Source organism: Streptomyces sp. AB3(2024) (assembly GCF_041862025.1).
GTDB lineage: Bacteria > Actinomycetota > Actinomycetes > Streptomycetales > Streptomycetaceae > Streptomyces.
This window is the reverse complement of sequence record NZ_JBGWAB010000044.1, coordinates 18,104-38,664: the sequence shown is the minus strand read 5'-3', so window position 1 is coordinate 38,664 and position 20,561 is coordinate 18,104. Positions and strand designations below refer to the sequence as shown.

General features: G+C 69.4%; 19 protein-coding genes and 2 pseudogenes. 10 read left to right on the top strand and 11 right to left on the bottom strand.

What is annotated here, in order from left to right:
- Nucleotides 1-18 precede the first annotated feature (18 nt).
- The 8 genes and pseudogenes from fxlM to ACEPPI_RS19050 form a co-directional block, all read left to right on the top strand.
- On the top strand, nucleotides 19-2,388 hold the full coding sequence (gene fxlM / locus ACEPPI_RS19085) for a methyltransferase, FxLD system (protein WP_373916442.1): 2,370 nt from the start codon (nucleotides 19-21) through the stop codon (nucleotides 2,386-2,388).
- A complete protein-coding gene (locus ACEPPI_RS19080) occupies nucleotides 2,385-2,624 on the top strand; it encodes a hypothetical protein (RefSeq protein WP_373916427.1) in 240 nt (79 codons plus the stop codon). The genes fxlM and ACEPPI_RS19080 overlap by 4 nt, the downstream gene beginning before the upstream one ends.
- A 16-nt stretch (nucleotides 2,625-2,640) precedes the next feature.
- Complete coding sequence (gene hemC / locus ACEPPI_RS19075) at nucleotides 2,641-3,594, top strand: hydroxymethylbilane synthase (protein WP_373916426.1); 954 nt, start codon at nucleotides 2,641-2,643, stop codon at nucleotides 3,592-3,594.
- Nucleotides 3,595-3,716: 122 nt separating this feature from the next.
- Nucleotides 3,717-4,523, top strand: coding sequence for a hypothetical protein (locus ACEPPI_RS19070; RefSeq protein WP_373916425.1), 807 nt, complete (start codon nucleotides 3,717-3,719; stop codon nucleotides 4,521-4,523).
- Between the two features lie 58 nt (nucleotides 4,524-4,581).
- The gene (locus ACEPPI_RS19065) at nucleotides 4,582-5,466 is read left to right on the top strand and encodes a glycosyltransferase family 2 protein (RefSeq protein WP_373916424.1); all 885 of its coding nucleotides are present in this window, start codon (nucleotides 4,582-4,584) and stop codon (nucleotides 5,464-5,466) included.
- Nucleotides 5,467-5,516: 50 nt separating this feature from the next.
- Complete coding sequence (locus tag ACEPPI_RS19060) at nucleotides 5,517-6,281, top strand: PIG-L deacetylase family protein (protein ID WP_373916423.1); 765 nt, start codon at nucleotides 5,517-5,519, stop codon at nucleotides 6,279-6,281.
- A gap of 107 nt (nucleotides 6,282-6,388) precedes the next feature.
- A complete protein-coding gene (locus ACEPPI_RS19055; protein ID WP_373916422.1) occupies nucleotides 6,389-7,441 on the top strand; it encodes an NUDIX domain-containing protein in 1,053 nt (350 codons plus the stop codon).
- A 251-nt stretch (nucleotides 7,442-7,692) separates the two neighbouring features.
- Nucleotides 7,693-7,950, top strand: a pseudogene (locus tag ACEPPI_RS19050) (dipeptidase); the annotation flags it as partial.
- A 74-nt stretch (nucleotides 7,951-8,024) separates the two neighbouring features.
- Here ACEPPI_RS19050 and ACEPPI_RS19045 read toward each other — a convergent pair.
- The 9 genes from ACEPPI_RS19045 to ACEPPI_RS19005 all read right to left on the bottom strand — a co-directional run bounded on the left by ACEPPI_RS19045 (nucleotide 8,025) and on the right by ACEPPI_RS19005 (nucleotide 16,395).
- On the bottom strand, nucleotides 8,025-8,432 hold the full coding sequence (locus ACEPPI_RS19045; RefSeq protein ID WP_373916421.1) for a DUF6527 family protein: 408 nt from the start codon (nucleotides 8,430-8,432) through the stop codon (nucleotides 8,025-8,027).
- Nucleotides 8,429-9,592 carry a ThiF family adenylyltransferase gene (locus ACEPPI_RS19040; RefSeq protein WP_373916420.1) on the bottom strand — a complete coding sequence of 388 codons (1,164 nt, stop codon included), beginning with the start codon at nucleotides 9,590-9,592 and terminating at the stop codon, nucleotides 8,429-8,431. The genes ACEPPI_RS19045 and ACEPPI_RS19040 overlap by 4 nt, the downstream gene beginning before the upstream one ends.
- Nucleotides 9,567-9,827: a multiubiquitin domain-containing protein gene (locus tag ACEPPI_RS19035; RefSeq protein ID WP_373916419.1), complete on the bottom strand. Its 261-nt coding sequence runs from the start codon at nucleotides 9,825-9,827 to the stop codon at nucleotides 9,567-9,569. The genes ACEPPI_RS19040 and ACEPPI_RS19035 overlap by 26 nt, the downstream gene beginning before the upstream one ends.
- Before the next feature lie 106 nt (nucleotides 9,828-9,933).
- Entirely contained in the window at nucleotides 9,934-10,218 is a 285-nt protein-coding gene (locus tag ACEPPI_RS19030; RefSeq protein ID WP_373916418.1) for a DUF3892 domain-containing protein, read from the bottom strand.
- A 152-nt stretch (nucleotides 10,219-10,370) separates the two neighbouring features.
- Entirely contained in the window at nucleotides 10,371-11,396 is a 1,026-nt protein-coding gene (locus ACEPPI_RS19025) for an ImmA/IrrE family metallo-endopeptidase (RefSeq protein WP_373916417.1), read from the bottom strand.
- A 23-nt stretch (nucleotides 11,397-11,419) separates the two neighbouring features.
- Nucleotides 11,420-12,325 (bottom strand): hypothetical protein, encoded by a 906-nt coding sequence (locus ACEPPI_RS19020; protein ID WP_373916416.1) that lies wholly within the window; start codon nucleotides 12,323-12,325, stop codon nucleotides 11,420-11,422.
- An 80-nt stretch (nucleotides 12,326-12,405) separates the two neighbouring features.
- A complete protein-coding gene (locus tag ACEPPI_RS19015) occupies nucleotides 12,406-13,356 on the bottom strand; it encodes a hypothetical protein (RefSeq protein WP_373916415.1) in 951 nt (316 codons plus the stop codon).
- 264 nt (nucleotides 13,357-13,620) lie between these two features.
- The gene (locus ACEPPI_RS19010; RefSeq protein WP_373916414.1) at nucleotides 13,621-14,817 is read right to left on the bottom strand and encodes a DUF3800 domain-containing protein; all 1,197 of its coding nucleotides are present in this window, start codon (nucleotides 14,815-14,817) and stop codon (nucleotides 13,621-13,623) included.
- Between the two features lie 522 nt (nucleotides 14,818-15,339).
- Nucleotides 15,340-16,395, bottom strand: coding sequence for a hypothetical protein (locus ACEPPI_RS19005; protein ID WP_373916413.1), 1,056 nt, complete (start codon nucleotides 16,393-16,395; stop codon nucleotides 15,340-15,342).
- 132 nt (nucleotides 16,396-16,527) lie between these two features.
- Here ACEPPI_RS19005 and ACEPPI_RS19000 point away from each other — a divergent pair.
- Nucleotides 16,528-16,686 (top strand): annotated as a pseudogene (locus ACEPPI_RS19000) (transposase); the annotation flags it as partial.
- A 123-nt stretch (nucleotides 16,687-16,809) separates the two neighbouring features.
- Here ACEPPI_RS19000 and ACEPPI_RS18995 read toward each other — a convergent pair.
- Both ACEPPI_RS18995 and galE read right to left on the bottom strand, forming a co-directional pair.
- Entirely contained in the window at nucleotides 16,810-17,373 is a 564-nt protein-coding gene (locus ACEPPI_RS18995; RefSeq protein ID WP_373916412.1) for a hypothetical protein, read from the bottom strand.
- 585 nt (nucleotides 17,374-17,958) lie between these two features.
- Nucleotides 17,959-18,954, bottom strand: coding sequence for a UDP-glucose 4-epimerase GalE (galE, locus tag ACEPPI_RS18990; RefSeq protein WP_373916411.1), 996 nt, complete (start codon nucleotides 18,952-18,954; stop codon nucleotides 17,959-17,961).
- A 530-nt stretch (nucleotides 18,955-19,484) separates the two neighbouring features.
- Here galE and ACEPPI_RS18985 point away from each other — a divergent pair.
- Nucleotides 19,485-20,396, top strand: a complete 912-nt coding sequence (locus tag ACEPPI_RS18985) for a hypothetical protein (protein ID WP_373916410.1) — start codon at nucleotides 19,485-19,487, stop codon at nucleotides 20,394-20,396.
- Nucleotides 20,397-20,561 lie beyond the last annotated feature (165 nt).

The window sequence follows — 20,561 nt, the reverse complement described above, 5'->3', positions numbered from 1 at the left end:
TCCACCGCACCCGACCCGATGAGGAGCAGCACCGTGGCGTACGTCCACCAAGGCGAATGGGACCGGCACTTCGCCGGAGGTCAGGGATTCCGTCCCCTCGGTGATGTCGAGCGTGCCCTGCTCGCCGAGCACGTCCCCACGCCGGCCGGCGGCGGGAAGGCTCTCGATGTGGGCTGCGGAACCGGTGAACTCGCCACCTACACGGTGTCGCTCGGCTACACCGTGGACGCCGTCGACTTCGCGGCCAGCGCCATCGACCGCGCCCGCCAGGAACACCCCGACCTAAAGGGGGCGCGGTGGATGCGGCTGGACATCGAGGACGACGATCCCGCCGACCTGGACCCAGAAGGCTACGACCTGATCACGCTCCGCCTGGTGGCCCCGTTCCTGAAGAACCGCACGGGCACCCTTCACGGGCTCGGGGAGCGGCTGCGGCCCGGCGGCGCGCTGGTCATCATCACCCCGACCAGCGACCAGACCCCGGAAGGCCGGCGGGACATCGCCCTCGACGAGGCCGAGATCAGCGAGATTTCCGCAGGCTGGGAACAGGCCGTGCGACTGGACGCCGAAGGCCTTGCCGTTCTTGTCCTGCGGGGCGGCTGCCACTTGGATACCCGTGCGGTGGAGAAGCGGCCGCCGACCGGCCACGCGCTGACCGGGGCTGTTGCCGTGGTCACCGACACCTCGGGGCGTGTCCTGTTGGGCCGCTCGACCCGCGGCATGTGGGAATTGCCCGGAGGTAAACCAACCGGGTTCGAGGATTTCGCGTCGGCCGCGGTGCGGGAACTTGAGGAGGAGACGGGCCTGCGGGCTGAGGTGTCCGATGCGCACGTGGTGGCGGTGCTGGTCGACGACAGCCACGGCGTGCCGCGCCTGACCGCAGTGGTCCGCGTGACCGCCGTATCGGGAACGCTCACCAACCCAGAAGAGCGGCTCTTCGAACGCTGGGAGTGGCTCTCCCTCCACGCTCTGGCCTGTCTCGGGGATGTGTTCGCGCCGGCCGCGGCCGCGCTGGATGCGATCTGGCCCGGCATCATCCCCGGCCTGCCCGCCGTGCACGCCTACCCGATCGCCGGCACCCACCCGCCCGTACCCGGGGAGCCCGCGGAGGCCGTCCGGCTGCGCAACAAGATGGCCGACGCGGTCATCGCCGCCGGCTGGGCACCGACCGCGTCCGTCCAGGAAGCCCTCCGTACGGTTCCCCGGCACCGGTTCACCCCGGAGACGAACCTGCGAACCGCCTACGACGACGATCTGGCGGTCGTCACCCGCCGCGACGATACCGGCCAGGCCATCAGCTCGGTGTCCGCTGCATGGCTGCAGGCCGACATGATCGAAAGCCTCCACCTGCCGCCGGGCGCGCATGTGTACGAGGCGGGCTCCGGCGGCTACAACGCCGAGCTCCTCGCCCACGTCGCAGGGCCCCACGGCAGGGTCGTCACCGGCGACATCGACCCGTACGTCGTGCACCGCACCCAGCGGTTCACCGCGGAGGCCGGCAGCGGACGGGTGACCGCCTTCCAGGGCGACGCGGCCCTCGGCGCGCCCGCCCACCTGGTACCCCGGGGCGGCTTCGACGGCATCATGATCACCTACAACGTGTGGGACATCCCGCCCGCATGGCACAGCCAGCTGGCGCAGGACCGGTACCTCGTACTGCCCCTGGAAATCCACGGGTACACGCGTGCGATCGCCTTCCAGCGCGAAGGCGACGTCCTACACGCGAGAAAATCCACTCATTGCGGGTTCGTTCGGGCGCAAGGCTCCGACGCGCGGGCGGACCGGCCCGCTGCTCTCCTGGGCGGGGAACTGCTGCTGCGGTGCGAAGACGCCCGCCCGGTGGACGCCGGGGGCCTGGACGAGGCGTTGCGGGGCCCACGCCACGAGGTCGCCACCGCAGTGACCGTGCGCTCCGGCGAGTACTTCGGGTCCCTTCAGCTGTTCGCGGCCACGACTTTGCCAGCGTTCTGCCGTCTGGCGGCCACCGTGGACAAGGGCACCGGCGTCACCCAGATCGGGAAAGGCGCCGACGTACCGGCGCTCCTCAACGGCACCTCGCTCGCCTACCTCATCTACGTCCACCGGGGCGGGGACAACCCGCAGGATGAGGAGTGGGAGTTCGTTGTCCACGCCTTCGGCGAGCAGGGCCCGCGGATCGCACGGCAGCTGGCCGCGACGGTACAGGCCTGGGACACCAACGTGCGCGGCGCGGACGATCCGGCCCTGAGCGTCCATCCGGCGGGCACCCCCGACCACAGGCTGCCTCCCGGCGATGTCCTGGACCGCAAGCACTGCAGGCTGGTGTTCCAATGGCCGGGACGCGACGCCCTCCTCCCGGCCCCCGCCCACCCGCCGGCCACGCCCGCTCTGCTCCCGGAGCCCCGGTGATCGTCTGGATCAACGGCGCGTTTGGCGCCGGGAAGTCGACCCTGGCGGCAGGCCTCCACACGGCACTGGCGCCGGCGGTGGGAGCGGACGGCTTCGCTGCGCGGGCCGTCCCCGGGGTCGAACACGCCGCCACTGCATGGCTGCACACCGCCGCCCACGTCATCGACACCACCACCCTCACCCCCGGACAGACCCTCCAAGCCGCTCTCGCCCACCTCTTCCACACCAGCACCTGACCGGAGACCCGCCACCTTGACCACCCTCACAGCCCGAACCGTCCGGCTCGGCACCCGGCCCAGCCCCATGGCCATGGAACAGACGGACCGGTTCGCCCACGCCTTCCGCTCGAAGTACCCGGACATCACCCTCGACATCTGCAAGATCACCAGCGAGGGCGACGCGCACCACGGACCCTTGTCCCAGATCGGCGGCAAGGGCGCCTTCACCCGCCGCGCCGACGAGCACCTCCTCGCTGGGCAGGTGGACGTCACCATCGCCTGCGCCAAGGACCTGCCCAGCCCCCACGACCGGACACCGGGCATCACCGTGGCCGCCGTCCTGCCTCGTGAGGACGCCCGTGACGTCCTCGTACTGCCGGCCGGGCATCCGCGAGCAACCCTCGCTGAACTCCCGCCCGGCACTCGGGTCGGCACCAGCGCGCCCCGCCGCGCAGCACTCCTCCACGCCCTCTACCCCAAGCTCACGGCAGTCCCGATCCGCGGCAACGCCGATGGGCGGCTCGCCCGCCTGGACAGTGGAGAGCTCGGGGTGGACGTGATGATCGCCGCGCTCGCCGGCCTGCGCCGCCTCGGCTTCGCCGACCGGGCCGGCGAGATCCTCGACCCGACGCTGTGGCTGCCCGCCGCGGGCGCCGGGATCGTCGTCGTCGAGCACCGCGCCGGCGATGCCGCCACCGCCGAGCTCCTCGCCCCCCTCACCCACCCCGCCACACGGATCCTCCTCGACGCGGAGCGAGCCGTCCTGGCAGGGCTTGAAGGGGGATGCCTCACCGCGGCCTCCGCCCACGCCACTCTCGAGGACGGACGCGTGACCGTTCACGCGACCGTCCTCGACCCCGCCGGCGGCCCTGCCCTGCGCACCGACTCCTCGGGCCCCGCCGACCGCGCGGCCGCCGTCGGCCGCAAGGCGGCCCAGGGTCTCCTGAACGCGGGCGCGGCCCGCCTCCTCGCCGTCACCCCCGAATAGACCGAACAAGAACAGGCGGGACCGCGACCCCCAGGATCCCGGCCCGCCTGCTCTCCCCAACCATGGAGAAGGTGATGGAGCAACCTTTCGCACCGCCCCGAGCTCCCCAGGAGCAGCATCGGATGAGGCAAGCCCACCGGTCGGCGGCGCAGGCATTCCTCATGCCCGCGGCATCCGGGCCCGAGTCCTGGGGGTGGCAGGGCCGTACCATCAGCCGCCGAGTCGGCGACCGGTGGCTGCGTGTGGTCTCCCAGCCTCTGAACAAACCCACCGGCAGGCTGTGGGACGGCGCGGCGGCCGCCGACGCGAGCCTGCCGCGGACCATCCCCAGGCCGAGGCTCCTAGACGTCATCGACTGGACCGCGGGCGGCCACCGCTACCGGGCCGAGCTGTCCGAGCTCGTGCCCTGGCCGGTCCTCCAACGCGGCGGGCCCGTCCTGGAGCGCGAGGCCGACCTGCCGGACGGGTGGTGGGCTGAGCTCCGAGCCGCCCTGACGACCCTGGCAACGGTCTCAACCGACCGGGTCTCCGTCCGGCAAGGGTGGATCGACCGGAACTTCGCCACCTACCTCGGCATCCCCCCGATCCAGATCACCGCGTGGGTGACCGGTCACGCAGACCTCCACTGGGCGAACCTGTGCGCAGACCATCTGGCCGTCTTGGACTGGGAATCCTGGGGCGCCGTCCCCGCCGGCTACGACACCGGCCTCCTTCACGCGTACAGCCTGACCGTCCCCGTCACCGCTGCCCGGATCCGCCGCACTTTCGCCCACATCCTCGACACCCCGGCCGGTAGGACTGGGGAACTGGTCGCTCTCGCACAGCTGCTCCAAGTCGCCGCTCGCGGAGGACACCCCGAACTCGCCCCCCATCTGGCCCGCCGCGCTGAGCAGCTGACCGGCGCGCCCGTCCCATACAGCCCAGCCTGAACACCACTATGGATTTGGGCAGTTGGCAGTGCCGATAGCCCATCCTGAGGAGGAATGCGTGCTACGGCCCCGCATCGACGTCGTACTGCTCACCATGAACGACCGACCCGAAGAGGAGACAGCCGCCCAGGCAACCCTCCTCGCGCAGACAGGAGTCGACCTGCGGATCTGCGTGGTCGGCAACGGCTGCACCCCGGAGATCGTCCCCGCCGGGGCCCTGACGGTCACCCTGGAGGAGAACCTGGGCATCCCCAGCGGCCGCAACGCGGGCGCCCGCGCCCTCGCGGAGGCCGGTCGGGCAGGCGAGTACCTGTTCTTCCTCGACAACGACGCGACGTTCCCCACCGACGATGTCCTCGCCCGCCTCGTAACCGAGGCGGAGCACCACCCCGAGGCGGGCTACGTCCAACCGCGCCTCACCGGCCCGGACGACACCACCACGCCACGGCGCTGGGTCCCGCGCCTGCGCACCAGTGACCCTGGTCGCCCGGGCACGATCACCACCATGACGGAAGGGGTCGTCCTGATCCGCCGCACGGCCTTCGACGCGGCCGGCGGCTGGGCGGACCCCTTCTTTCTGTTCCATGAAGGCCTCGACCTCGCACAACGCATCTGGGCCCGGGGCGCCACCGGCTGGTACGCGGCCGGCATCCGCATGCACCATCCCCTCACCAGCCCCACCCGCCACGTCCTCTTCAACCGGCTCGCCGCCCGCAACCGCGTCTGGGTGGCGTACCGCAACCTGCCCATCCCTCTGATCCCCCCGTACCTCGTGCTGTGGATGACGGCCACCGCGATCCGGGCCGTTCGAGCCGGTGGGGCCCGAGAGTCCCTGCGCGGGTTCCGCGAAGGGTGGGCCGGCCGCCACGAGCAGGATCGCCAACCCATGAGCTGGCGCACCGTACTCCGCCTCACCGCCGCGGGACGCCCACCGATCATCTGACGCCCGCCAGCCAGCCGCCATCGCACCCCGCCACTGAACTGGAGAACCTTGTGCCGCTACCGAACCTGCTCGCCGTCTTCGCCCACCCCGACGACGAGTCCCTCCTGGCCGGCGGAGTTCTCGCGCAGCACGCCGCCGCGGACGCGGCGACCGCCGTGGTCACCGCCACCTGGGCCCCCGACAGCCACCGGGCCGGCGAACTCGCTGACGCCCTGGCCATCCTGGAGGCCGGGAAGCCACGGATGCTCGGCTTCGCAGACGCCCGCATCCCCGACTCCGCGCCCGGCCGGCCCCGGCTGTGCGACGCCCCACTGGATGAGGTGGTGGGGCGCATCGTCGAGCACATCCGCGCTGTGCAGCCTCAACTCGTTGTCACCCACGACGCCTACGGCCAGCTGACCGGTCATCCCGATCACATCCGCACTCATCAGGCCACCGTCCTCGCGTTCCACGCCGCAGGCCTCGAACACCGCTACCCGGATGCCGGAGCCCCGTGGCAGCCCGAGGCCCTGTACGCGGCCACGCACCCGCACTCAGGGGTGGGCCAGCTGGGCCCGCTGCTGGCATGCGTGGGGAAGAAGGTACTGAGCGTCCCGGACGAGCACATCACCGCGACGGTCGACGTGAGCGGCTGGCTCGAGCAGAAGTGGGCCGCGATCCTCGCGCACCGCAGCGAGGTCGCGCGCGAACGGCCCCTGCCCGGCATCCTTGCCCGCCTTCCCGAAGCCGACCGCAACCAGATCATCCAGACCGAGCACTTCACCCGCCTCACCCCCGGCCCCACGAAGGGCGACCCAGCCCAGTTGATCACCTGACGCCCCGGCCCCGTGCCAGCCACCCCTTCACCGCCCACGAGCAAGCACTCACCGATCGGAGAGAGATGACTACGACTTCTGCGCCCGACGAACTTCCCAGTGTGGCGATGACCGAGGATGCGTACGGGGCGCTGCGCGCCTCGGCCGCCCTGTGGGCCGGAACTTCCGTGCTGATCACCAACCAGCGAGGGCAGGTCCTGATCCAGCGCGTCACCTACCGGCCCACCCGCCTGCTGACCGGCGGCGCCGTCGACAAAGGCGAGTCCCCCGCCCAGGGCGCTGCCCGCGAACTGAAGGAGGAACTCGGCGTCACGGCGACCGTCACCCGCGGGCTGGCTGTCGACTGGGTCTCCCCCGCCGGCCGCACAGCGTCCCCCGCCGTGAAGTTCCCCGGCGAGCTCCTGCACGTCTTCGACGGCGGCGTCTGGGACGAGGACCAGATCGCGGCGATCCGGCCCGCACCGGGCGAGATCGAGGCCGTCGAGTTCGTCGAACCCGCTGACCTGCCCGCTCTGATGTCTCCGGGCGACGCCCGCCGCGCCCTGTCCGCGCTCCGCGCCCGCATCAACGCGGCCGGTCCCGCGTTCCTTCAGGACGGGCTCCCGATCGACCCCACCGTCCTTGACCGGGTCGGCGTCCTGCGCACCGCCCGAGCCTGTCACCACTTCCCCTTCCACCCCGGCCCCGTCCCCGAAGGCCTCACGGTCCGCCAGTCCTGGGCGTGGACCTTCGCCCCGGACGGGCGTGTCTTGGTGCTCCTCGAACCCGACACCGGCGCGGCCTGCCTGCCCGGCGGCACTCCGGAACCCGCGGACCACGCCGACCCCGAGACCACGTTGATCCGTAAAGCCCGCAAGGAAGCCGCCGCCGAGCTGGCCGGCACCCGGTATCTCGGGTACCTGTCCGACCCCGACGAACCCTGTGCGCGCGTCCGCTACGCCGCCGCCCTCATGAGCCTCGGCCCGGCCCCTGTCGATCCGGCCACCGGCCGTATCTACGTCCGGATCCTGGCCACCCCGGAGCAGGCCCTGGAACTCTTCGACTGGGGGCCATCCGCGGCCGAGCAGCTCCATGCGGTCCACCAGGCCCGCGTCCTCCTCGGCATTCCCCAGGCCGGTCGCCAGCCTGTCACCGAACTCAGCGTCCCCACCACCTGGTAGCTCAGCACCGCCCGAAGCGAAGCCAGCCGAATCGAGGAACGCCATGTCCGACGCCGTTCCCTCGGCCGACCAGCCGCTCAGCAAGAGACGATCCCATCGGGGCACCGTTTCCGGCCGGCGCGGCCGACAGCACCACCGCCCCGCCGGGCGAGGAGACACGCCCCACGAGGCGTGCGGGTCCGCACGCTGCCGACGAATCAAGGAGCCCTGTTGAACACGAACCCGCGAGATACCGTCGGTCCACTCATCCTGTCGACGTCCGCGGGAACCTGCTGGTCGACGACCGAAGGTCCGACCCGGCGGGCGCCTTCGCTCATCTCCGCCAGGGAGTTCTCAACCGGCTCCTTCACGCCCAGTCGCTCCTGCCCGCCGGCCTGCGCCTGCTGTTCATCGAGGGCTACCGCCCGCCTGACCTGCAACGGCGCTACTTCGAGGAGTACGCGGACGAGCTGCGCACGACCAACCAGGCCTGGACACAGGACCGGGTACACGAGGCCGCCAGCCGGTACTGGCTGTCGGTGAGCGGGCGCCCTGGATGGCCGCGCGCACGGTCGGCATTGCGGTGGGGGGCTCGCACGTCAGTCTACGGACGGTGCCAGAACCGGAGACGGCGGCCAATCCCTCCCCGTCGTTTCGGCTGGGGATCTCTGGTGTCGTGGACGGCCAGCAGGCGACCGTCCCGGTTCCGGTTCTGGTCGATTTCCGCCGGCGAGTAGCGGCGGGCCCAGCGGACGCGGCCGTCACGGATCCAGTAGTGAGACTGGCACGGGAGGGACCAGTTGCCGATCGAGGGGGTGAGAGAGGCGTTCTCGCCGTCGTAGGTGAGGGACCATTGGGCCGGGGAGAGCGGTGTGACGACTTCGTACCCGCATCCGCAGCAGCACAGGTGGCCGCAGGTGCGGTACGGGATCGAGATATAGAGCACTCCTGCGTCCATGGCCTGGGGGAAGGTCTCGGTGAAGACCGGGCGCAGGGTGTCTAGCGGGGTCACGGGAGGTCCTCGTTGGCGATCTCGTTGGTGATCAGTGAGTACGTGGTGTGGGCCTCGTCGGTGGCGTCGGCGTAGATGCCGAGGGAGCGTTTCCATCGGATGACGGCCAGGACGGCGTTGAGCGCGTTGAGGTCCGCGGTCTGGATGTTGCTTGCGTAGGCGTCGCGTTCGGGTGCTGGCCGGGGGATGCGCTCGCGGGGCGTGTCTCGGCGGCCGGGGAGGCTGGTGGTGATGCGGAGCAGTCCGCTGAGGCGGCCGTCGATCTCTTCGATGCCCATGCCGACGTCGATGAACGGCACGTCGTGGGCTTCGAGCCAGTCGATGATGGCCGGCTTGCTGACGGCGTCGTCAGAGGCGAGGAACACGAACGTCGCCCCGGTGAGGAGGTCGAGGTTGTCCTCGTCGAGGTACTGCGCGCAGGCGGTCACGCCCTGGTGCATGTTGGCGTAGATCGAGGCGAAGTGGGTCGCCTTGGGTGGGCGGGTGCGGAGGGTGTCGAGGGTGGGGGCGCCGGGTGCGCGGAAGGCGTTGTGGTTGTCGAAAGTGTCGCCGTCGATGAGGAGGATCGAGTCGACCTCGGTCTTGGCGACCTGGTCGAGGATGTAGCTGCCGCTGCCGCCGAGGCCGACGATCACGATCCGGTGGCCCCGGAAGCGGCGGTTGATAGCGGTGATGCCGGCGCGGGAGGTGGCGGTGTCGCGATAGGCGAAGGGGCTGTCGTCGTCGATCTCCTGCCACGCGGCGCCGGGGGTGGGCGTGGCTGAGGGGTCGAGGGCGTGGGCGTGGTCGGCGATGATCCGCGTGTACGCGGTGATCTTCGTGTACTGGTCGGGGTAGCCGTCCGGGGGCTTGCTGGAGAGCATGAAGTTCGCCTGCATGCCCTCGGCGATCACCCGGCTCTCGGGGGTGGCCAGGGGCAGGGGGTGGCCGTGCTCGGTGCAGGGGGTGGAGCCGCCGAACCAGATGCGGTGGTCGGTGCCGGAGACGAGGCGGTCTCCGCTGACGGTGATCGGGTGGGCGAGGAAGCCACGCTCAACAGTGCCGTTCTCGGTGACGTACGGGATCCGGACGATGATGTGGCCGGCGTGGACGGTGATGGCGTAGCCGTCGTCGATGAGGCGGGACAGGTCGGGGTCACGAGCGAGAAGTGCGGTAGACATCGAAGACCATTCCCTCCTTCACTCGGACGCTGTGGCCGGTGGTGAGGCTGCCTGTTCCGTGGCCGTCGTGTCCGCGGCTGTAGCGGACGGTGTAGGTGTCCTGGTCGTTCGGCGGCTGGCCGGGGTAGGCGAGGTCGACGACCTGCTCATACGCCATCTCCTTCGCCTCCCAGATGTGGGGGCGGGCGTTGACGATGATCGTGACGGGCTTAGGCCCGTGAGTGTCGTGGGACATGGGGTCCTCCTGAAGTGGGGAGCGCGTGTTCGGACTGTGGATGCCGGGGTACCCCGGCGCGCCGCTGCGGGGGTGGCGCGCCGAGTGCCCGGGGGGTTGTGGCGGGTCAGCGCCTGGGGAGGGCGAGAAGGTTGTTGGTCCATACGCCGTCGGCGTGGGTCCGCAGGTACTTCTCGCCCCGGGTGGGCGTCACCACGAGCACTTCCGTGCTGCGGCTGGCTGCGTCACTGGTGTAGGCCTTGCCGGCCTTGTTCTCGATCCAGTGGACGATCTCGGCCCGGGTGTTGTCGCCGGTCTTGCCAGTCGCCTGCTCGGTCCACCACAGGTGGGTGATGTGCTCGTGCGCGGTTCCGCCGGCCGTCAGGCGCACTGCGGTGATCTGGATAGCCATGTTGCTGTTCCTGCCGGCGACGTTCCTACGGGTCCCCGCGGCCGGCGCCCGGGTTCCGTTCCGTGAGCACCCTGGGTGGGGTGCTTCGCCTGGGACAGACGACGTAACTCGCGGGTAGGGAGACGCGTGTGGCTGGCGGGGCCGGCGGGGTGTCAGGAGCAGTCGAGGCAGCGGTCGCTGTCCGGGGCAAACATCGCGGGCGGGTGCTCGAGGAAGCAGCCGGGGCAGGAGCGGCCGGGGGTGCGGGGCGGGCAGGCGCAGCGGCTGCATTCGGGGCAGTGAGGGACGCGGCAGCGCAGGCAGGCGGGTTCGAAGGAGCGGTAGTTCTCGTCGCAGTTCGCGCAGATGTAGTCGCGCGACCGGGGGCCGGTGTCGGTGGTGGGCGGGGTGAAGGCGCGCCAGGGGGCGGAGTCGGTAACGAGGACGGCGACGATGTAGCCGTCCATGGGAGCAGTATCGGTGTGCAGTTCGCGTCCGAGGATGCCGTCGCGGTAGCGGACCTGGGTCCGTCCTTGTACGCGGCCGGGGCCGGCCAGGGCGCGGTCGACCACGGGGATGTCGCCTTGGAAGCTGCCGCGCCGCAGGGGCGGCAGACCGTGGGAGGCGGCGAAAGCGAGGTGTCCGACGGAGTCGAGGAGGAGAACGTGACCGGGGGCGGGGAGGCGCTGGGCTGCTCGTACGCAGACGGCCATGCGGGAGGCGTTGCTCGTCTCCCACAGGAGGGTGATCGCTGAGGCGGTGGGCCCTTTGGCGTCCAGGTGCTGGTCGACGAGGTGTGCAGGGAGCAGGATCTGGGCGGCGAACGCGTCGCAGGCGGCGTCTTCGAGGAGGACGCCGCGGTCGGCTTCCTTGCTGAAGGGCTCCATGAGGTCGAAGCTGTTCTTCTGCAGGTGGTGACCGAGTTCGTGCAGGGCGGTGAACTCCCGCCGTGCGTGGCTGTTGGAGGTGGCGACGGACAGGCGGGGTGGGGGGCCGTAGTCGTACGCGCCGGCGACGCTGCAGCCTTGGGCCGCCTCGTTCTCGGGGACGTCTTTGACGGTGAGCTCGGGCCAGGTCCGCAGTTCCGCGAGGGCGCCTTGTGCCAGGAGTTCGACGGCGCCGGGGCGGGCCGTTTCGAGTTCTGTGATCATGGCGGCGGCCTGGGTGCGGGCGGCGCCGGCGAGCACGTAGTTGACCACTCGTGGGTACCCCCTCTTCTCTATTAGTCCAGGAGGAGTTCGAAGTAGCGGTCGGTGCGTGCGGTCCAGTTCGGCTGGGTGCGGTTGTCGTCGCGTGCCGCGAGCGTGTAGACGCCATAGGCGGCGCGCAGACGGGCGGCGTGTTCGGTCTCGTCGTACTGGGCGGAGAGCTTCTTGACCTGGCTGCGCCGCAGAGGCCGGTTGAGTTCGTGGACGACGGCGGGTGGCAGGGCGGGGTTGGCGTCGAGGAAGCGGGCTGCGGGCTGGCCGAGGAGTGCGGCGAGCGTGGCGGCCTGTTCGGCGGTGAGGGGCTGCTGGCCCCGCCACACGTCCAGCGCCAGAGGGGGTGGCAGTTTCAGTTCGGCCGCGAGCTGCTTGACGGTGATTCCGTGCTCACCAAGGAGCTCGGAGAGACCTCCCGATCCTTGCGGGGCCCACCATGCGGAGCCGAGGACCTCAAAGTGGCCGGTGAGAACGGCGCGGTACTCGTCTGCCGCTGAGGACAAGACGGTACAGCTTCCCCACTGGGCGCCGGTCACTGTGTCGGCGAGCGCACGGGAGGTCAGGTTGTCGGGGCGGCTTGTCAGCTCGCTGACCTGCCGGTCCAGCACACACCACGGCACGGTGGTCTCCAGGCCCCACCACAGGGCCAGCGGCTGCTCCAGGGTGGTCGCCTGGGCGGGCAGAAGCAGGGTGTCGGCGTCGGCGTACCGCTCGAATGAGGCCGGCACGACGCGCGCGGTGTCGTCGTCACCGGCCGTGGTGATCAGCAGCAGCTGGATGGTGTCCTCCCACATCGCGCGCCAGATTTGGCCGGGGCGGGGGTCCTGGGGTGCTGCGGTGGCCACTCGGTGGACGGCGTCGGGTACTTTCAGGCTCGCTGCGGCGGCTAGAAGCCTCTGGTAGGCAGTGGTGTGGACAGAGCTCATGCCGTCTCCCCCGTCTCCTCGGCTGTGGTCCATCAGCGCATTCTCTTCTCACTGGGTCAAGACGACGTAACTGGGGCTGTTCACGACGCAGCCTCGCTGCAGCGCCGCAACAGGGCAGCCATGACGACCTGGGGGGCACTGTCAGCGGAGATGGCATCACGGAGCATTGTCTTGAGGTTGGACAGGACAAGCGCCGCATGGCCTTGCCGGATCTCCAGTAGTTGCGCCGCGTGGTGGGCGTCCTTGTCGAGGTAGGGAAGCAGCAGACGCTCGTTGGGTGAGAGACGCTGCCAGATGTCCTCGGCAACCCCTTCGACCCCGGTCGGGTCCGGTGCGGTGGTGGCTGCATGCTGCTCGACGATGGCGGCCACGGTCCCTTCGTCGGCGAACAGAGGGGTCATGCGGGCCGGTGCCAGAAGCCCGAACCGGGCCTCGAGAACCTTGGCGAGGTCTTCCTCCCGTACCGCTCCCTGTGCGCACTGCAGCACGGACAGCAGGATGGCCATCAGGGCGTGCACGGTCTGCTGGGGTGTGGGGCCGGAGTGGTTCCAGCGGGTGATGCCGACGCCTTTCACCTGTGCGGCCTGGGCGATGAGATCGTCAAGATCTCCCTGCCATACGGCTCCTTCGGCGTGGTCGGCCAGTGCCCAGCGCGGCGGGGAACCCTTGAGCTTGCGGTAGGCCGCGTCCTCGCCCATCAGCCGGGCGATACGGCGCCGAAGCTTGCCTCGCGGTGTCTTCTTCGCCTCGTCGATGAGGAAGTTCTTGATCGATGTGAGAAACAGTCGTTCCAGAGAGGCTTGGTCGGCGGCCTGGGTGAAGCAGACGGTCACGAACCGTTGTCCCGCTCCTTCCTGGGACAACATCGCGCTAATCACGTCGTAAGCCGCGTCATCGCTCCACACCGTGTGCCCCTCCGGGGGCGGAAAACCGGTGCCACGGCGGACCTGGTGAACCAGCCTCCGCAGCAGTTCGAACGTGGCCGGCCCCAACCGGCCGGTCTGTAGCTCCTCGTACGCGCTTTCTGTCACGAGCCCCACCCCGATCCCTGCCCCCGCCGGACGTCTACGGCCGCGGGGTCTCACGCCTGCTTACACGAGCATCCACCTCCCTCGCATGCGACACGCGCATATTCCACTTGCCGTGCGGAAGGGCTCGTCGACTGCTGGCCGGGCACGGGGCATCAGCTCTCTGCGCGGCGGCAGGGGCAGCGGCAGCGACGGCACAGCACCTCGGGCGGGCAGCGTCCGATCCGGTGCTCGAGCCGCAGGTGACTCTGCGGCAGCGCACGGCGTTCAGCGGCGCTTCGCGCGGGCGGTGTCGACTCGCGCGAAATCGTCGGGCTTCTCATCCATGAGCAGACCGCCGGGATCGACTAGTGGCGCCACCATGGGGTGGAGGTCTTGTCCGGCGGGGTCGTCCTGGCCGTCGTGCCATCGCGCAACCGCCCGGCCGGCGCCTGCCACCAGGTCGGCGAGCTGGAGGGAGGGGTGGTCCACCGAACGGCCGCGGACCAGGCTCTGAAGGTGGCTCTGCTTGATCAGGCCTTGCACCAGACCCACGGCTGTCGCCCCACGTTCCAGGACGTCGAGTTTGTCGTCGGTCAACAGCCGTTGGTCGTCCGCGAGGACCTGGAGCTTACCGCCGTGTCGGATCGAGGCGTGGAGGATGACCGTCGGCACGGCGGTGACGAGGGGATCGGTGGAGTCGTCGAGCAGCCCGAGCTCTCCGGTCGGAGTGGCGTTGGCCGGACGTTCACGGGCGAAGGCTTCGGCTTCGCGGCGGGTTTCTCGCAGCATCTCCAGGACCGCTGTCGCCTTCTTCGCCTGCGGGGCTTTACGGCGGCGGGCGTAGGCGTGGCACTGCTGGATGACGGTGAAGAGCTCGTCGACGGTGACATGGTCGCCCGTACGGTTCCTCTTGGAGAAGAAGCCCACGGCGGTGGCGATGAGTCGGTCGAAGCCGTCGCGGCCCATCGCCCGGGGGCCTTCGGTGGCCAGGTCCAGGGCGAACTGCCTGGCGACGCCGTTCATGACGATGTCGATGCCCATGGCGTTGAACCGCTCCTCCAGCAGGAGGTCGACAAGTTTGGCCCCGACGAAGTAGTGCTTGTCGATCGCGTATACCGAGGCGCGGTCATGGAGCGGACCACCGGGTGCCAGCAGGTCGCCCAGGAGGTGACGGCGCCGGCCCGCAGCCGGGCCGGCGAACATCTTCTGGAACTTCAGCTCTGTCGCGGACTTCTGGATCCCTGCTTCGACACGCAGGGTGTCCACGATGGCGGCAGCATCGGCGTCATCAATGGCCACCGAGCCCAGGATCATGTAGCGGTCGCCGCCGTGCAGCTGATCGCCGTGGTAGCCGGACTCGTCGATGGCGATCCACCGCCCGGCCCCGGCCCGGTCGTCGGTCGGTTCCAGACGGCTGCGACGACTGAAGTTCGCTCCGAGCAGTCCCGTCCCGGCGTTCGGCGCATGGTCACGTTCGATCATCCCGCCATCCTCGGCGCACGACGCCACACCGACAAGCTGCCCGACCGCTCCACCCGACTCCCGTGCCTGCTGCTGCGCTGCAGGCATGACGAGCATGCCGGTGAAGCCTCTTTCTCGCAGCCGGGCAGGGATGACGGTGCGTATCGCAGACGAGGGGTGCGCCGCGCAGTTGTAGCGTCGGTGTACCAGTCCGTGGAGGACCGGACCGGGTGCAGGAGACATCCCGGATGCTCCGTGGCGCCGGCAGAAGGTGCGGCGCACCCGCTTCGCCCTTCATGATCGTTCTTGATCCGCATCATGTGGTGCTCCAGCCGGCCGGACAGCGCCGAAGGACCCACCGTGCCCTCCTCGCTCCGCCGCCGGGCAGACCACCTCCGCGCCGCCGGCGAGATCCGTTCCCTTGCCTGCGCCGGCATCGCCGGCACGACGTCGACGCTCCCGATGCAGACCGCGGTTTGGGGCTCGGGTGCAGGCCGTATGCCGTGAGCTGCTCCTGTCGGCCTGCGGGAATTGCTGTGCAGGTCAGCGCTGCATGAACCGGATGTCGGGGTACTGGCGTTCGTCGGCAGGCCATGGAACGGCCCACGGCTGGTTGTCCCCGTCCCGCAGGAGGGTGACGATGTTGCGTCCGTCATACAGCTCCTCGAGGGGATGACCCGTGACATGGGCCAGAACCTGTGCGTAGTCGCCCACATCGAAGGGATCGAAGACGAACTTGGTGGACATGCCCTGGAGGGGCAGCGTCATGACATCGACGTGGTTCTCACCTGCATACAGAAGGTGCTTGGGGACGCGGTTGAACAGGGTAGTCATGTAGGCAGCCAGGGCAGCCACCTCACGGAACTGCTGTGGGTGGAGCACGAGTTGTCGGGCCGCCTCGAAAGCTGGAACGGTCACAGCCTGGGCGAGCGCGCCCCAGTCCTGGAGCACGGCGACGACGGCGGTCGCCCCGACTCTGATGGCGAAGAACGGGAAGTTGATGATGTCCACGTAGTCGAAGCGGTGGCGCGGGTCGGTGGGCTCCTGCGCCTGGAAAACGAACACGGAGGCCGGATGCTGATCTTTTTGCCAGCGTACGGCGCCGCGAGCCGCCTGCAACAGCAGGTGGTGCATGCGGAAGGTGGTCAGGAATTCGGGCGAGACGATGGAGCCGCCCTGCGGGTCACGCCGGTCAGCGAGGAGCGACAGTTCCCGGAACATGAGGCCGTAGTAGATCTTGCCCATCCACAAGAACAGGGTGGTGGCGTCCAGGGCCGCAACCGCTTCGGGGCCCTCGGCGAAGGCGTCGCCCACGGCTTGTTCGATGCGGGACAAGTGTTCGTTGTTGCAGGTGCTGCAGCAGGGAATTTTCATCTGCTTGTACGGCATCAGGGTGCCGTTGAGCAGTGTGATCTTCTCGTTCCACAGGTCGCACCGCCGCAGCAGCCACTGGGGGAAGACATGCTCGTCGGTCCGGCCTCCGGCAAGGTCGACCCCGCACAGGAAGCATCGGTCCTGGGTGAGCGCCTGGTCGCGGTCCCACTGGTAGAGGAACCCTGGTACCTCGTTCTGAACGTCCTGATCGTCGGTCTGTGACACGGGCCGACCCTAGACCAGTTGGCGAGCCTTATGGGCAGGGCGGCGTCGCGATCGGCCGCGCCAGACGGTTCAAGGCTGCCGGACACGTCGTGACAAGTTCCTTGAACCCTTGGCGTCCGTCCTACAGATTCGTATCCCGGGCGGCTTCGCGTTCCGGACCGAGCGGCTCCCACGGGCATCGTGTACGTCCTGCGGACCGGCGTTGCCTGGCGCGACGTCCCGGCCGAGACCGTGGGCTGCTCCGGAGTCACGGCCTGGCGCCGGCTGCAGGACTGGACCAAGGCCGGCGTCTGTCGTACTGGCCCGCAGGTGGGTGGTAGAGCGCACGCTGGCTGGCCCCCTCACGCCGCCTCAACCGCGACCACGAACCCCGCCTCGACCACCACGCCCAGATGGTGTGGTGGGCCGCCGTGATCAGGCTGTCCCGGCGTCTGGCCGGGGATGCTCCGCACTGGCCGGAGAAGCGCCTCGGCCGACTGCTGCGGGCGCGGGCATGAACCGTCCGTCCTTCGCCCGCGCCAGCCAGCCCCGCTTCTCCAGCTCATAGGCACGGTGACGGATCTTCTCCACATCGTTCTTGATCTCCGCTTCCCGGCCCACCGCCCGCGTCAGCCCCACCCCGTTCACCGGCCCCGAAGCAGCCACCACCGCGGCGAACACCTCCCGATACAGGCCGCTGAGCACCTCCTCACCCATGCCCGACCGCCACACCGGCGGCCGCACGCCAGGCCCCACATTCGAGCCGCCCGCTCCCACGGCAGCCATCTCACCACCAGACGGCACGGAAACCGGCATATCAACCGGGCGCTCCTCGGCCAGCACCGATACGCCCTCCCCACGCCCCACCCGAGCCCGCTCGACCCGCTCCCTCGCTGCATCCACCTCCGCCTGAGCCTGCTCCAGAACCTTCGTCCAGGACTCCAGACCCTGCCTCGCCCGAGCCTCACGCTGTTCCATCAACCCCAGCACCGACGGCATCGCACCCTCCTCGATCCACAACAAGCCGTTCGCTGCCTGCCCCTACCCCTCCGCGATCATTCCCCGCACACGAAGAAGCCCCTGCTCATCGAACAGGGACTTCCTTTGCCACAATGCACCAAGCCTCAGATCGGAGGGAGCGCTCTCCTTCGTGGTCGGCAGTGCCCGCAGGCGTCAGGCGCTGACGCTGGCTACGCTCCGAGGACTGGCAGCAAGGTGACTGCTGTCGGGCCAGCGCTTCCCGCTGCCCTCCCTGCCGATGCCACCACCCGCCGGATTTCGCGGACATTCGGCCAAACTCCACCTCAGGACATCCGGCACGGATGGTTCGCCGATCGCTCCTACGTCCCCTCGGGCGGCCCGGCGGCCTCCAACTCGGCCCGCAGACGTCGCTGCCGGTCTGCGGGGAACATGCTCAGCCGCAGCCACGACCCGACCTGCACGTTCTTCCCGGGTACCAGCCGGCGGGGGCGCAGGGGTGCTCGTGGCCCTCGGCGATGGCCAGGAGGTCGGGCCCGGCCGCCTCCCTCGAAGCCGGCATGCGCTGACGCCAGGTCCACCTGAAGGGGTGAAAGCGAGAGGGACTCAGTCGTTCAGCATCTCGTCGCGTACCGGGATCCAGTCCAGGGCTGACCGGATGCCCTCCTCCAGGGACAGCTTTGGCCTCCACCCCAGCAGCTCGGCCGCCCGGTCGCTCTTGGTGTAGCCGCCAGCGACGTCACCGGGGCGTGGATCGGTGTCGACGGTGGCCAGGGGCGTGCTGACGACGTTGTTGAACGCGTCGCACAGCTCCCTCACGGTGGTGCCGGAGCCGGAGCCCAGGTTGATCGCGATCGAGCGCTTCGACTCCGGGAGGATGGAGTCGAAGCGCTCGATCGCTGCGACGTGTGCAGCGGCGAGGTCCCAGACGTGCACGTAGTCGCGGATGCCCGTGCCGTCGCGCGTCGGATAGTTCGTGCCGGTGATCGGGAACGGCCGGCCTTCCTGGTGTGCCTGGATGAGCACGCCCAAGGCGTGGCTAGGCCGCTTGAGCTGAAGGCCGGTCCGCAGCTCGGGGTCGGCCCCGACCGGGTTGAAGTACCGCAGCGACAGCACCCGCATCTTCCCGGCTGCGGCGATGTCGGCGAACATCTCCTCGCACACGGCCTTGGTCCGCGCGTAGGGGCTCTGCGGCGCCAGCGGCGAGTCCTCGTTGACGGGCGAGCCGTCCTCGGCCTGATAGATGGAGGCCGAGGAGCTGAAGATGATGCGGTCGCAGCCGTTGCGGTGCAGATGGCTGATGAAGGCCAGGCTCTTGCTGACGTTCGCCGTGTAGTAGCCGATCGGGTCCGCGACAGACTCCGGCACGACGATCAGCGCCGCACAGTGCACCACGGCGGAGATGCCCGGGTGCTCCGCGAAGATCCGGTCGATCAGCGCACCGTCCGAGATGTCGCCCTCGTAGAAGGTCCGCCCATCGGTAAACTCGGCGCGGCCCCGAACAAGGTTGTCGAGGATCACCGGGGTGATGCCCGCTTCCAGACACGCTGAGGCTACGGTGCTTCCGATGTAACCGGCTCCCCCGGCGATGAGGACAGACATGGCGATTCTCTTCCCGGCCTGGTTCCAGACCCAGTAGGCGACCGGCCGCAGGCTAGCGGAGAAACCGGGCATGGGAGTGTGGCTTCCCACCGCGCCCCGACGCCCTTGCCCGGCTGTGACAACGCAGCACAGCCGGCAAAACAGCACCCGTGTTGACAAATGCCGAGGAAGACGCCATCGCAGGCGACGGACCCGGCCGACGACCGGGCCCAGCGCCCGGAGGCGGTCCTCGACCGCGCTCGAACCCGCTGGGCTCTCGGGGCATCGGACCCGGGCCCCCTACCCGGCTGCTTGCCCCGTCCCGACTGCCCGCCACGGCCGCCGGGCTGCAGCGGTGTGTTCATCGCATCCTCATGTCCTGCGGTACAACGGTCACATTGGCAACAAGAGGCCGGGGGAACACCATGGTTCGCAGGGCAGTTGGCAGTGTCCGCTACAGGAAGGGGGGCGCCAACAGGGTCCTGCGGCTAGCGTTGTGGGAAGCCTGGGGTTCGAAGTGCTACTGGTGCAGCAAGCCGGTGGAGCTCAACGTGACCCAGATCGACCACATCATCCCCCAGGACGTCAGCGAGCTCCGCTTGCACGAACTCTGGAGCTCGTACAGTCTGCCGATCGACTTCGACATCCACGACCCCCACAACCTCGCCCCGATCTGCATCCCGTGCAACGGGGTGGAAAGCAAGGGCAACGCCACGTACGAAGCGCCCATCGTGATGACCCGGCTGAAAACCGCCGAGAAGCGCCGCTCCACCGTCATCGCGCGCGTGCAGAAGTTCGGCCAGTCCGGCAAGGTAGCCGAGCATCTATTGCAGGCCAGCATGGCGGATCTCAGCGATCCTGACATCCGGCAGGAGTTCATGGATCACGCTCCCGCCGTCGTCCAGATTCTGGCGATGACAGACCAGGGGCTGGGGGACTACCACTCCTTTCGCCTGGTGGAGGTCGCTGTCTGGGAGGAGGTGGGTAACTACCAACGCGTCGACGTGGCTCTGGACGGTCGAGGGCGAACCGCGGTGGCGTTGCTGGAGGAGGTGTGCGAGTCAACTCTCGACGACGTGCTCCACGACCCCGTCATACAGCTGGTCGAAGAGATTCGCGACCGGGTGACAGCCGCGTTCGAGGCCCTGGAGTCAGACGATCCGATCACCGCGGGGGACGCCACCAGCGACTTCGTCACGATCAACGTTGACTCGCTCGACTTCCGTCGCTTCGCCAGCGCGGTCGAGTTCACCTTTGGCGGCGACTTCGAGGCCAGCCTCTCGGCCTCCTTGGTCCGCAGTGCCCCCGACGGCGACGGGACGGACGAATTCCAAGGCGATGCCGTGGTCAGCGGCGCCTTCTCCATCGTGGCTGTCTGGGAACTCACGGCTGACCCAACCGGTGTGGCTGCGGGCGACTGCATCATCGAGGCCTGGACCCAGGACCTCCACACAGCACGGTAGCGGGCCCCGGCATCCGCGCCGACGCCAGAGTGCTACTCAGCACCCCGCGCTCGCTCCGAGTTGGCCATCGCTGCTTGACCACACTGAGCTGTCCTCGGACGGATCGCCGAGGACACCGGCGTGCAAGCAGATCGCCGCGTCAGCTCCTCACCGGCTGGAGTCGAC

Excerpts from the sequence above, each read along its gene's own strand:
- fxlM (WP_373916442.1), top strand. The coding sequence starts at position 19 with ATGAGGAGCAGCACCGTGGCGTACGTCCACCAAGGCGAATGGGACCGG.
- ACEPPI_RS19055 (WP_373916422.1), top strand. The coding sequence starts at position 6,389 with ATGACCGAGGATGCGTACGGGGCGCTGCGCGCCTCGGCCGCCCTGTGG.
- ACEPPI_RS19030 (WP_373916418.1), bottom strand. The coding sequence starts at position 10,218 with ATGGCTATCCAGATCACCGCAGTGCGCCTGACGGCCGGCGGAACCGCG.
- ACEPPI_RS19070 (WP_373916425.1), top strand. The coding sequence starts at position 3,717 with ATGAGGCAAGCCCACCGGTCGGCGGCGCAGGCATTCCTCATGCCCGCG.
- galE (WP_373916411.1), bottom strand. The coding sequence starts at position 18,954 with ATGTCTGTCCTCATCGCCGGGGGAGCCGGTTACATCGGAAGCACCGTA.
- ACEPPI_RS19020 (WP_373916416.1), bottom strand. The coding sequence starts at position 12,325 with ATGAGCTCTGTCCACACCACTGCCTACCAGAGGCTTCTAGCCGCCGCA.
- ACEPPI_RS18995 (WP_373916412.1), bottom strand. The coding sequence starts at position 17,373 with ATGCCGTCGGTGCTGGGGTTGATGGAACAGCGTGAGGCTCGGGCGAGG.
- ACEPPI_RS19010 (WP_373916414.1), bottom strand. The coding sequence starts at position 14,817 with ATGATCGAACGTGACCATGCGCCGAACGCCGGGACGGGACTGCTCGGA.
- ACEPPI_RS19035 (WP_373916419.1), bottom strand. The coding sequence starts at position 9,827 with ATGTCCCACGACACTCACGGGCCTAAGCCCGTCACGATCATCGTCAAC.
- ACEPPI_RS19040 (WP_373916420.1), bottom strand. The coding sequence starts at position 9,592 with ATGTCTACCGCACTTCTCGCTCGTGACCCCGACCTGTCCCGCCTCATC.